Annotated in this window: 11 protein-coding genes; 5 read left to right on the top strand and 6 right to left on the bottom strand. The window is 42.9% G+C overall.

The genetic code is table 11. The features are described 5' to 3' along the window. Positions 1-28: 28 nt before the first annotated feature. The 5 genes from AOQ70_RS16110 to AOQ70_RS16090 all read left to right on the top strand — a co-directional run bounded on the left by AOQ70_RS16110 (position 29) and on the right by AOQ70_RS16090 (position 4,248). On the top strand, positions 29-1,168 hold the full coding sequence (locus AOQ70_RS16110) for a glycerate kinase (RefSeq protein WP_059377312.1): 1,140 nt from the start codon (positions 29-31) through the stop codon (positions 1,166-1,168). Between the two features lie 92 nt (positions 1,169-1,260). Beyond that, positions 1,261-1,599, top strand: a complete 339-nt coding sequence (locus AOQ70_RS16105) for a zinc ribbon domain-containing protein YjdM (RefSeq protein WP_024423969.1) — start codon at positions 1,261-1,263, stop codon at positions 1,597-1,599. Between the two features lie 319 nt (positions 1,600-1,918). Then, positions 1,919-2,848, top strand: coding sequence for an ABC transporter ATP-binding protein (locus AOQ70_RS16100; protein ID WP_082700869.1), 930 nt, complete (start codon positions 1,919-1,921; stop codon positions 2,846-2,848). Next, positions 2,845-3,795, top strand: a complete 951-nt coding sequence (locus AOQ70_RS16095) for an ABC transporter permease subunit (RefSeq protein WP_059377306.1) — start codon at positions 2,845-2,847, stop codon at positions 3,793-3,795. The genes AOQ70_RS16100 and AOQ70_RS16095 overlap by 4 nt, the downstream gene beginning before the upstream one ends. A 24-nt stretch (positions 3,796-3,819) precedes the next feature. Beyond that, entirely contained in the window at positions 3,820-4,248 is a 429-nt protein-coding gene (locus AOQ70_RS16090) for a DUF4064 domain-containing protein (RefSeq protein ID WP_039182706.1), read from the top strand. A 41-nt stretch (positions 4,249-4,289) separates the two neighbouring features. On the opposite strand, the gene AOQ70_RS16085 is transcribed toward AOQ70_RS16090, so the two are convergent. The 6 genes from AOQ70_RS16085 to AOQ70_RS16060 all read right to left on the bottom strand — a co-directional run bounded on the left by AOQ70_RS16085 (position 4,290) and on the right by AOQ70_RS16060 (position 12,707). Beyond that, positions 4,290-5,618: a CitMHS family transporter gene (locus AOQ70_RS16085; RefSeq protein ID WP_058838401.1), complete on the bottom strand. Its 1,329-nt coding sequence runs from the start codon at positions 5,616-5,618 to the stop codon at positions 4,290-4,292. A gap of 284 nt (positions 5,619-5,902) precedes the next feature. Further along, entirely contained in the window at positions 5,903-7,969 is a 2,067-nt protein-coding gene (locus AOQ70_RS16080) for a beta-galactosidase (RefSeq protein ID WP_059377304.1), read from the bottom strand. A gap of 23 nt (positions 7,970-7,992) precedes the next feature. Beyond that, a complete protein-coding gene (locus AOQ70_RS16075; RefSeq protein WP_039182699.1) occupies positions 7,993-9,201 on the bottom strand; it encodes a glycoside hydrolase family 53 protein in 1,209 nt (402 codons plus the stop codon). Positions 9,202-9,212: 11 nt separating this feature from the next. Beyond that, complete coding sequence (locus AOQ70_RS16070) at positions 9,213-10,055, bottom strand: sugar ABC transporter permease (protein ID WP_039182698.1); 843 nt, start codon at positions 10,053-10,055, stop codon at positions 9,213-9,215. 1 nt (position 10,056) lies between these two features. Then, positions 10,057-11,295 carry a carbohydrate ABC transporter permease gene (locus tag AOQ70_RS16065; protein WP_047203725.1) on the bottom strand — a complete coding sequence of 413 codons (1,239 nt, stop codon included), beginning with the start codon at positions 11,293-11,295 and terminating at the stop codon, positions 10,057-10,059. A gap of 146 nt (positions 11,296-11,441) precedes the next feature. After that, a complete protein-coding gene (locus tag AOQ70_RS16060; RefSeq protein WP_058838405.1) occupies positions 11,442-12,707 on the bottom strand; it encodes an extracellular solute-binding protein in 1,266 nt (421 codons plus the stop codon). Positions 12,708-12,933 lie beyond the last annotated feature (226 nt).

The raw sequence follows: 12,933 nt of genomic DNA, 5'->3' as shown, positions 1-12,933 counted from the left end.
ACATGATAAGAAATGAGGGGCTGATAGGATGAAAATTGTGATCGCACCAGATTCATTTAAAGAAAGTTTGTCTGCTTATGAGACAGCATGTGCCATTGAACGAGGATTTCGTTCTATTTTACCAAACGCAGAGTATATCAAACTGCCAATGGCAGATGGAGGAGAGGGAACTGTTCAATCGTTGGTTGATGCGACGGGTGGGCATATTGTTCATCAAGTGGTCACGGGCCCGCTTGGTGAGCCTGTGGATGCTTTTTTTGGCATGTTAGGAGACAGTCAGACTGCTGTCATAGAGATGGCTGCAGCCTCTGGATTACACCTTGTTCCGCGAGAAAAACGTAATCCGTTATGGACGACATCGAGAGGAACTGGTGAATTAATACTTACAGCGCTGGATAATGGAGCGAAGCATGTGATCATTGGGCTTGGCGGAAGTGCAACAAATGATGGCGGTGTTGGAATGATGCAAGGATTAGGTGCAGCTTTCCTTGATAAAACAGGACATGCACTGACGTCAGGCGGCGGGGCACTTCATCAATTAGCTTCAATTGATTTATCTGGACTCGATCCAAGGCTGCAATCTGTCCGGCTGGAGGCGGCTTGTGATGTGGATAATCCTTTAACAGGTGAGAGAGGAGCGTCTGCCGTTTTCGGCCCTCAAAAGGGAGCAGATGAAGAAATGGTTCAAGTGTTAGACAAGAACCTAGCTCATTTTGCACGAGTAGCTGAAAAGCAGTTCAATATATCCTTTGAAGATGCAGCAGGGGCAGGAGCTGCAGGGGGACTTGGTGCGAGTTTATTAGGCTTTTTAAAAGCCGATTTGCAAAGAGGAATCGATATTGTGCTGAAAGCTGTTCATTTTGATGACATCATCAAGGAGGCAGACCTTGTCATTACGGGAGAAGGCCGAATTGACCGGCAGACCATTTATGGAAAAACGCCAATCGGCGTAGCCAAAGCAGCGAAGCAGTATAATCTACCCGTGATTGCCATCGCAGGCTCTCTCTCAAAAGACAGTGCAGTCGTACATGATCATGGAATTGATGCACTTTTTAGTATTGTTCCAGGTATTACCTCTCTTTCTGAGGCGATACACGATGCGAATCTCCATGTAGAGAGAACAGCTCGGAATATCGCGGCTGTGTTAGAATTTGGAATAAAAAAGTAAACGATGAAAAATGTTTCCTTTTCTATCACATTCCTTCTATAGAAATGTGGTAAAATCGATATAAATGATGTAGAAAGTTGGAGGAAACAAAAATGTCTAATCTACCGAATTGTCCTTCGTGCAGCTCACCTTATACTTACGAGGACGGCAGTCTGTTGGTTTGTCCTGAGTGTGCGCATGAATGGTCACTTGAACAAGAACAAGCGGCAGAGGAACAGCTTGTTGTCAAAGATGCGAATGGGAACCTGTTAAGTGATGGGGACACGGTCTCTGTCATTAAAGACCTAAAAGTAAAAGGTTCATCATCCGTTTTGAAAATAGGAACGAAGGTCAAAGGCATTCGTTTAGTGGAAGGCGATCATAACATTGATTGTAAAATTCCTAGCTTCGGCGCAATGAAATTAAAATCAGAGTTTGTGAAAAAGATATAATGTATGAAAGGAGGCTGTAAGAGGCCTCTTTTCTTTATTTATAGGTGAAAGGAATAATCTCAAACAAAATTCCATACATATATACCTGTTGAAAAAGGTTCATTTTTAAAAAAATCAAGCCTCTTTTCACATAAAAATCCGTAGTTTTCTTAACTCCACCTTAAAAAAGGCAGATGATTCGCTAAATTTTGGCTAATCCCCTTCACAACTTTTGGGCATTGCTGTACCATATGGAAGTGTATTTCTATTTTTGACGGATCATGGTGTTTATCAGGAAATAGAATGATAGATGATACTTAGACAAAGAAGGAGAGGTAACGTGACGAACGTTTTAGAACTGCATAATGTATCTAGGCATATTCGCGGGAAAAAGATTGTTCAAGACTTGAGCTTTTCTGTCCAAGCGGGCGAAGTCTTTGGCTTCTTAGGACCAAATGGTGCAGGGAAAACAACAACCATTCGTATGATGGTCGGTCTTTCTCCCATTACATCTGGTGACATTCTGATTAATGGTCATAGTATTCAAACCTCCTATCAGCATGCCATCCAAGATGTCGGTGCCATTATTGAAAACCCAGAAATGTATAATCACTTAACGGCAAGACAAAATCTTGTTCACTTTGCCAGAATGAATGGGAAAGTGGATGAAGCGCGCATTGATGAGCTGTTAGAGCTAGTCAGCTTACAGCATGTGAAACATAAACGTGTGAGTACATTTTCATTAGGAATGAAACAGCGATTGGGCATTGCGCAGGCACTCATACATAGACCGAAACTGCTAATCTTAGATGAACCAACCAATGGACTTGATCCTGAGGGGATTCGAATGATACGAGATTACTTGAGAAGGCTTGCAAAGGAAGAAGGGCTTGCTGTTATTGTTTCAAGTCACCTCATGTCAGAGATGGAATTGATGTGTGATCGCTTTGCAATTATCCAAACAGGAAAGCTAGTTGCCATTGAGGATCAACGTGCTGAGACGAAGCAGGATGATTTGGTTAATTATCGAATGAAGGTAGCAGCCGGGGAGCTTGAAGAAGCACAGAAACTAATTGGTGCATTTGAGGAAGGCATCACTGTAAGAGAAGAAGAGCAGTACTTATTTTTCTCTATGCTAGAAGAAAAAATGCCAGAATTAATTCGTCATTTGAGCAGCGCGTCTATTCATTTGTACGAAATCAAAATCGAAAAACAAACCTTAGAAGATAAGTTCTTAAGCTTAACAGGTAAAAAGGAGGCAGACGTATGATTCGCCTCATTCAAAACGAGTGGATGAAGATCAGTTATCGTGTTGGTACTTGGATTATGGTTGGGCTTCTTGTTTTAGGTATGGTTGCCACGCTGATCTTTGCAGTGAAAACAAATGACAAAGATCAAGCTTCAGGTGATTGGAAGACTGAACTGCAAGCGATCAATAAAGCAAATAAGGAAGAATTGAAAGAGGATAATATAGGATTTTATAAGAGATCCCTTGAAAGCGAAATAGCAATCAATGAGTATCGAATCAAGCATAATTTACCTCCTGTAGATCAATTCGGTAAAAATGCATGGACTTATGTGAAGATCAATGCTGATTTGCTTCAGCTGGTCGGTGTATTTGTGATTATCATTGCAGCGACGATTGTCTCGGCTGAATATAAGCATGGTACAATTAAATTATTACTCATCCGTCCACCATCAAGAATGAAAATTCTTTTATCTAAATACTTTACCGTTCAACTTTACTCTCTATTTCTGATCGCGGTCCTATTTATCCTGTCATTTATTCTAGGTGCGATCTTCTTTGGACTCAATCATGATTATGTGTATTTGTCCTATCAAAATGGTAAAGTCATTGAACAATCTCAGCTTACAAATATGGTGTCATATTATTTGGCACATTGTGCTATGTTTGTTGTACTAGGAACACTTTCTTTTGCCATTTCAACGGTATTTAGAAGTGAGGCCCTTTCTATTGCGATTAGTGTGTTAGCTTATATTGTTGGAGCATCCATCACAAGCATTTTGATGTTCTTCTTTGATTGGGCGAAATACTTATTGTTTGCCAACGATCCTGCACAATATTTCGCGGACACACCTACTTTTATCGAAGGTATGTCTCTAGGATTCTCATTAATCGTCCTAGTCATCTATTGGGCTATTTTCTTAGCCATTGCCTTAATTGTCTTCCAAAAGCGTGAAGTGAAAACAGGTTAATTTAACTTTTTAGGAGGTTTACACATGATGAAACGTAAAGGTGAAAAAATTATGGGGATTATTAGTATTGTCCTCAATGCCATTGGTGTTGGGTTTGGGGCATTAATCCTTTCTGTGGGTCCATCTTTTTATGATGAAATCAATGAAGTGTTAAAAGAGGAAGGAGAAACATTGCCGATCGAAACGCTTCAGGCTTCGGTTCATGCATTTGGTACTCAGTTCATGGTCGTTTCCGCAATTGCGGCTGTGCTGTCGATTGTTGGCGTGATTTTCTTGAAAACTGACCGCCGTGCCGTGCTATCAGGTATTCTTTTCTTGGTTTCTGCTGTGACTCTTTTAATTGGAACAGTTGGCCTTGCATTCGTTCCAATGGTTCTATTGTTTATCATTGGATTAATGTCTCTTATTAGAAAGCCGAATACAGACATTCACACAAGTGAATATCCTTCATAATGATAGAAAAGACATGCGCATATCCGCGCATGTCTTTCTTTTTAAATGATGCCAATCAGCATCGCCACGAATAGAAGAATAATACTGAATCCCCACATCCAAAAGAAAGAGTACCGGATGTGTTTCCCCATATCAACCCCTGCAAGACCTACAGCGAGCCAAACAGCGGGAGCAAGCGGGCTGACAAAGGTTCCGATGATGTTCCCAATCATCATGGCATATGCCGCAGAAGTGCCTGGTACGCCAACTTCAGATGTAATGGATTCAACAATTGGCAGAAGGGCGTAATAATAGGCATCTGTACTTGTCAGCATATCCAGCGGCACCCCAAGCAGCCCAACAATGATATGTAAAAATGGCAGCAAGAAGGCTGGTAAAATGTGAATACTGTCCACAGCAATGGCTTTCAGCATCCCCGTGCCTTCAAGAATTCCTAAAAATGACCCTGCGGAGAAAATGACAGCCGCCATCATCAGCGCACTAGGTGCGTGTGCCTTAATCCTTTCCATCTGCAGATTCACATTCGGAAAGTTAATCAATAGTGCCAGTGACAGGCCAATCATAAACATAAAACTAGCAGGAATCACGTTCAACACGAGAAGCACGACAACAGATACAAATAGGATAAGGTTGACCCAAATGAGATGATAACGCTTTAAAGAGGCATCTCCCGTTTCACTAATAGACTGAATTGCACGATCCCAATCTGCGCCTTCTAGTTGAACCGCAGCTATTTCATTTGCAGCAATTTTCACCCGAATTCGTTTTTCTTCCCTTTTTCCTAAAATGAATGCCATCCCTAATACGAGCACAACGCCAATGAGCTGAATTGGAATGAGTGGCACCCAGAGTTCAGAGGGATCCATATTCAGGACACTTGCTGCCCGTCCAGTCGGTCCGGCCCATGGAATCATATTGGTTAATCCGGCACTCGTCCCGATTAATAACAGCAGCAAATAAGGACTCATATGTAATTTTTTATAAAGCGGAAGCAGTGCAGGTACAGTTAATAAAAAGGTCGTAGCCCCTGCTCCGTCTAAGTGTGCGATAACCCCAATTAAAGCAGTTCCCATTGCAACTGTGACAACATTTCCTTTTGTCAGCTTGATTAAAGCTTTAATTACAGGTTCAAAGAACCCTGTATCTTGCAAAATGCCAAAAAATAAAATGGCGAAGATAAACATGGTCGCCACCGGCAATACTTTGATAATCCCTTCCTCAAAGAAGGTTTGAATGTCATTGATCCCAAATCCCGCGATGAGTGCCCCTATTAAAGGCACCATGACCATGGCGACAATTGGACTTGCTTTCCCCCAAATCAGCAGCACAACAATCGTTAAAATAATCAACAATCCAACAAACGTTAACATAAGCCCCTCCCCCTGCAAATAAACCGTTTACATTTATCTATTCTTTTCATCCAATGCACTCCCATAGGTGCATTGAAAAAAAAGATTATCAAATTTATGAGTATGAAGCAACCGCTTTCATACCTATACAATGGTAAAAAAGGATGGAGTGACCAGTCGTAATGCGGCATCAAATATTGCAAAAAAATTTAGATAAAAAATAACTAATAAATTCACAGCGATAAATATGGGTATATATACTCATTAAAATCAAAAAGCGCCCAATAAATGGACGCTTCTTTCAATTATTTTTTCAGGATGACGTACTCGTAAGGATCAAGTTGAAGCTGCTCAGGCACTTGTTGGCCAGTCAGTATATTCTCATAGCTTGCCTCTGAATCTAGTGACATGTTCTGCTGCTCTTCTGAAAAATTCATCAAAAACACATAGTCCTGCGTACCGTCTGTTCGTTTTTGTACACTGACTCCTTCTGGAATTGCAGTGGATAGGACGGGCTGTATGCCAATGCCTGCGATAAGGTCTTCGTAAAACTCATCATAAAAAGCCTGTTCATTTTCTGAGGCCATATAGTATGCCTTCCCTTTTTCTAATGAACGGACAGTCAGGGCTGGCTGTCCTTCGTAGCAGCCATTCTCAAAATGCCCTAGCACAGAGGCCGTTTCAGGATGTATGGATTCGCAATATTGTCCGACATGATAGGTGCGTCCATTTCCTGTCGTCATTAACACATGTTCATCTGGCATCAATGTGTTGATTTCCTCTGCCCAAATGCCAAGTACATGGCGGAGAGGACCAGGGAAACCGCCGAGGAAACAGAGATCATTTTCATCGACCATGCCGCTCCAGTAAGTCGCGATAAAAATGCCGCCCTCTTTGACAAAGGCTTCAATTTTTTCTGCAACGCCTGGTTTGATCATGTAGAGCATTGGCCCAATGAGCACACGATAGGATGAGAAATCCTTTTCCATCCCGACAATGTCAACAGGGATGCCTTTTTTCCAAAAGCTTCGATAGTGAGTTTGACAAGCCTCTACATATCGTTTGTTTGTATTATTTAAGCCTTGCGCATCATCAATGGCCCAGTGGTTTTCCCAATCGTAAATGATGGCAACCTCTGGCTGAACGGATGTGCCCGCAATTGGCTGCAACTGCTCCAGTTGTTTTCCTAGATCAGCTACCTCTTGAAACACGCGCGTATGTTCATGGCCAGAATGATCGACAACGGCACCGTGGAATTTCTCAGAGGCGCCTCGACCTTGCCGCCACTGGAAATAAAGCACGGAGTCTGATCCGTGGGCAATTGCCTGCATGGCAGAAAGGTGTGCCATGCCTTTATGTTTGACCTTGTTGACTTCATGCCAGTTCACAAGGCTCGGCGTACTCTCCATGACGAGAAACGGCTGTCCGTCCTTTAATGAACGATACAAATCATGTACAAAGGCGACGTTTGATGCTAATTCGGCCGTTGTTTCTCTGCCGCTATGCCAAGCAGGATAGCTATCCCATGAGATCACATCGACCTCTTTAGCAAATTGATGATAATCCAGCCCAAGGAATGGACGCATATGTGGATAGTCACCCATAAAGTTCGTGGTTACTGGGATATGAGGCGTCAATTCCCGCAGCGGTTCAATTTCATTTTGATAAAAATTAATCGTTTGCGCTGTGACAAAGCGTTTCCAATCCAGGTTCATGCCGTGAATCATGTGCTCCCCGTGTGGTGCGGGAGACTCGATTTGTGACCAATCACTATACGTGTGGCTCCAAAATCCTGTCCACCATGCTTGATTCAAAGCCTCAAGATCATGATTGTATTTGTCCTTCAAATAGTCTCGAAATGCTTCCTGGCAAAGATCGCAATGACACTCGCCGCCGTACTCATTTGAAATGTGCCACATGATCAGTGCTGGATGATCCTTGTAGCGTTCCGCAAGCAGCCGGTTGAGTGTGTTCGTTTTCTCTCGATAAACCGGAGAGGTGAAGCAATGATTATGGCGCAGTCCATGTAAGTTACGCTGACGATTCGCTTCGACGCGCAATACTTCTGGATATGTTTGCGACAGCCAAGCAGGTCTTGCCCCGCTTGGCGTAGCGAGAATGGCGTGTGCCCCCTGCGCTGCCAAGCGGTCCATAATGTCATCCAGCCAAGCAAAGTCATATTGACCTTCTTTTGGCTCTAGCTTACTCCATGCGAATATGTTGATGGAGAATGTTTGACAGTGTGCAAGCTTCATTAATCGAAAATCTTCGTCAATGATCTCTGGCATATGGAGCCATTGATCTGGATTGTAATCGCCACCATGCAAAAAGCCTTTCACATTTGGGTGAACGAGTGGGTAACGCTTTCCCATTTTGTCACGTCCTATCCTTTTAGTTACGGTGTCATTTGTTTAAATACATCAAGAGAAGGTAGTGCTTTTCCGTTGAAATCAAACATCGCTTGATTTTCCCACGCATTTCCGACAGTACCGGTGGTTTGAATATAAGCGAGCCCGTATTGACTAGACCACGGAGCACCTTTCGCTGGAATCCAAAGCGGCTCCCAATAAAAGAATCCTTTTCCGCGGTTGTTGTTTACTTTTGAAATCTTTTCGGATAGATCTCGTATAAAAGATGCCTGGCCTTGAGGTGAGGCTGGATAGCCGGCTGTGTTGACAGAGTCTTGATTAAATGAGTTATCTAGGTTGTCACCGTTTGCTGTCGTAAAGCCGTAAGCAGTTTCCACCACGATGACGTCTTTGTTATAGCGGGCACTAATATCATTCATATTGGACGTAAGACCGCTAAAGCCGCCGTCCCAATACGGGTAATAAGATAAACCGATTGTATCGAATGAGACGCCTCGTTTTGTGATTTCATCAAACCACCAGCGGGATGCACCATTGTCTCCGCCATGTGCAAGGTGAAGCATGATTTTGATGTTTGAATCGACAGAGCGGACGGCATTTGTGCCAGCTTTTAGCAAAGCAGCGAGCCGATCAAATTCACCACCGCCTTCACCCCAGCTTTTTCCGTTTGGCCACAGCATACCTGAGTTCAACTCATTCCCGACCTGAACCATATTCGGCAAGGCATTTTGCGCTCTCATCGCTTTGAGCACATCGCCTGTGTAAGTGCCGACTGCTTTTTCTAAATCACTTTGTGAGAGGGACGCCCACGCTTTCGGTTTGAATTGTTTACCCGGATCCGTCCAGAAATCACTGTAGTGAAAATCAAGCAGCACTTTCATATTTTGTGCTTTTGCACGTTTCGATAAAGCGATGGCTGTATTGAGATCATTTGTCCCGCCGTTATAAGCACGGCCTTGATTGTCATATGGATGGTTCCACAGTCTGATACGCACATAGTTGACGCCTTTATCCTTTAATAGCTTGAGCGGATCAACCTGCTGTCCGTTCTGGTTGTAGTATCTGCCACCGCTTTTCTCTACTTCTGCAAGCATAGAGATATCGGCTCCTTTGATGAAATCACCTTGCAATCCATTGATCGGCTGAACAGAAATCGCATCTGCCTTAGCTTCAGGCAAAACACCTAACCCTATCAGAAAGAAAAAGGCAACAGTGACAAGCAACCATTTCTTCATCAAATCTCCCCTTATCCTTTTGTCCCGCCTTGTGTGAGGCCGGACACAAATTGTTTTTGTAAAACAAGGAACAATAAAGCGACTGGAATCGCAATGAGTAAAGCCCCGGCTGCAAAGGTCGTGTAGCTGGCACCCATTTTATCTGACACAAGATTGTACAGACCGATTGGGAGCGTATACATTTCGGGTGAGCGGACAATGACACTGGAAATGATGAAATCACCCAGTGGACCTGTAAATGAGTTGATCGCGACAACGGCTAAGATGGGCTTAGCGAGCGGCATAATAATTTGGATGAAAATCCGGAAATGCCCTGCGCCATCCATTCTGGCTGATTCATCGAGATCCTTCGGAATCGCATCAAGATAGCCTTTCATTAAATACGTATTCATCGGAATTTGTCCACCTGCATAAATCAAAATCAGGGCAAGGTGGCTATTAATGAGTCCAAGCATTTGAGCAAGAACAAAAATCGCAATCAGCGCTGAAAATTGAGGAATCATTTGCAGCAGCAAAAAGAGCATCAGCCCATTTTTACGTCCTTTGAAGCGGAATCTGGAAAAGGCATAGCCTGTAAAACTAACAAGAATCAGCGTTAAAACCATAGTGGCAATACTGATCTTCATTGAGTTCCAATACCATTTTGCATAAAGTGCCCCCTGACCGAAGAACAGCTCGGTGAAATGGCTGAACGTTGGATCCTTCGGAAACATACTGGTACTCATCAGGCTGTTCCCAGGATTAAAGGAAGCACCGATCGTCCAAAGCAGTGGATATAGAATACAAATGGAGGCAATGAAAAGGATAAAATAAGTGATGCTCAGGCGAATGAGCTTATTTTGTTTTGATCCCATATCACATCATGTCCTCCTCTTTGAATGAATTCGTTCTCTTAAACTGCCAGAGTGCAATGGCGATGACAAAGATTGAAAGTAAGATCGTGACTGCGGCAGCAAGTGCATATTGAGAAGACTGCATCGTGAGTTTGTAAATCCAAGAAACCAAGATGTCCGTTCCCCCGGCAGTTGAGCCAGCCACAGGTGGTCCTCCGCCATTAAATAAATAGATGATATTAAAGTTGTTAAAGTTAAACGTATATTGCGTGATTAATATAGGCGCAATGGAATAAAGGACAAGCGGTAACGTGATGGACCGGAATTTCTGAAAGAAGTTTGCCCCATCAATGGTCGCAGCTTCGTATAGATCCTCTGGAATCGCCTGTAAAACACCGGTTGTCATAATGAAAACAAAAGGGAATCCAAGCCAAGTCTGCATCGCAATGAGGGCGATTTTGCTCCAAAATGGATCTGTCAGCCATGGTTTTGGATCAATCCCAATCGATGCAAAAAGTGTGTTGTTAATGGCTCCAAATGTATCGTTGAACAGTCCGGCAAACACCAAAATGGTCACAAAACCTGGAACAGCCCAAGGAAGAATCAAAATCGTTCTAAAAAACCGTTTTCCCTTTAAATCCTTCTGGTTGAGCAGAACCGCTAGAAAGATGCCAATGGCACATTGAAGGGTCGACGCAGCCAACGTCCATACGACGGTCCAGCCAAGTACATCAATGAAAGTGTCTCTCCAAATATCAATTGAAAAGATATTTTGAAAGTTCTTGATCCCTACCCAATCAATCAGATTTGCAGGAGGCGAGTGGTATAGATCGTAGTTCGTAAAAGCCAGCGCAAAGCTGAACATAATAGGAAAGACAACAGAGAATAGAAGTAAAAAGAAAGCAGGAGTGCTCATTAAGTAAGGAAAGCCTTGGTCGATAAGCTGATGATATTGAGCTCGAATGGAATGGAGCGGAACCCCTTGATCACGTTTTTTTCCGTTTATAAAAGCGTCACGCATCATGAGTACGTAAAAGCCGATACCAAAACCAGCTGTTAACAGTGCAATAATCCCTTTTGCCAAAAGGAAAACAGAGTTGTCACGAGGCAGCATCGTACCTAGTGTGAACAGCCCCCAGAAGCCAATATTAAATAAATCATAAAATACGATGATAAAAGAGACGCCGAATAGGAAAAAAAGTGCCCCTTTGCCGTACTGTTTATTGTATATCTGCCCCATCCCGGGTATAAGGGAGAACATTAGCGCCCGTCTCCGGTGTGTCTTTGATTCCACTATGTGTGTGCGGTCTAGTTCAAGGTTACCCGTCACGTCTAACACCTACTTCACATGAAATTAGATCAAATACGGGCAGCTTGATAGACTTAAAGGCTACCCGTGTTTGATAATTATTTGGAGTGATTTGCTTTAATTTGAGAGTCGATTTGATTGACCGCATCATCAAATGCCTTTTTCACATCTGTTCGTCCGGTTGCAATGAGGCCTAATGCGCTGTCAATCGGCTTCCACACCTCTGCCATTTCAGGGGTATTCGGTGTCAGTGTGGCATATTTCGTTTGTTTTGAAACAGCATCCGCATTGACGTTTTCAGTAATAATTGGATCCTTCATCAGCTTTTTCACTGGTGGAATTTCCTCTGTTACTTCAAATCGCTTCTTCGAATTTTTTTCATTCGTGATAAACTCAACAAATTTCTCAGCAAGGTCTTTATTTTTAGAATAAGAGGAGACGTTGTAGCTCTTTACACCTAAGAATGAACTCATATGCTTTCCGTTCGGGAGTGTTGGCAGCTCTGTTACGCCATAGTCAATTCCAGCTTCTTTATATGGACCAAATGACCATGGACCAGAAATGACAGCTGCCGCCTTTTTCTCTGTGAATAAGGAGTTGAGGACATTGATTCCTTGTTCACCAATGATACCTTTCGGGAAAAGTCCTTCGCTAAAGAATTTTTGAATGTATTTTCCGCCTTCGATGGCGCCATTGTTGTTCAGGCCAATATCATTCACATCATAGGAGCCATCGCTTTTCTGTTTGAAAATATAGCCCCCTGATCCGCCTAACACACTTTGTGCATAGTAAATTTCATCCCATTTCGCAACAAAACCGTATTTCCCGTCTTTTGTCAGCTTTTTCGAAAGGTCATACCAGTCATCAAGTGTAGTTGGTGCCTTTTTGACAAGGTCTTTGTTATAGAAAAGCACAGTCGTTTCAACGGATTTCGGAAGGCCATACAGCTTGCCGTCTACCGTTTGTGATTGAATGGATTCGTCTGTAAAGGAATCGATTACTTTTTGATCAGGCTTGATTTCCTGTAACAGCCCCTCAGTGACAGCTGATCCAATTTGATCGTGAGGCATTGTGATGACGTCTGGGCCTGTCCCGGCTGCTCCATCAAGGCGGAGAGCTTCGATTTGGTCAGCATACGCTTTTTCGACCACTTTGATTTTCACATTGTTTTGTTTTTCGAATTCTTTTACAGCGTCTTGAATCCCATCAGACTTTTTGACATCCTCCCATACTAGCAAGGTCTTTGTACCTGTAGATGCTGGCTGACTCCCGCTTGAATTGTCATCTCCTGGCCCGCATGCTGAAAGCAGAAGCACAGCAGTACCAACGACTGCTGATAATGTCGCCCATTTTCCCTTTTTCATTGGTAATCCCCTCTCGTTCTTTTTTCACAGATGATAAGAAAACGCTTTCTTAATGTGAGAATATCAACTTAAGTAAAAAAAGTAAACATATTTTATTAAATTTATTAAGTAAAATTTTTTACTCATATAGAGAGAAAAGAAGCCCTCCATATTAGGAGGGGCTTCCAGTTGATTATATGGTGCTTTTTCGAAAAACAGGCTCTGAGGCAATCAGAACAGTTTTAGG

The sequence above is a fragment of the Bacillus sp. AM 13(2015) genome, assembly GCF_001518755.1.
GTDB classification, from domain to species: Bacteria; Bacillota; Bacilli; order Bacillales; family Bacillaceae; genus Bacillus; species Bacillus safensis.
The sequence above is the reverse complement of the archived record's forward strand: the minus strand, read 5'-3'. Positions and strand labels throughout refer to the sequence as shown.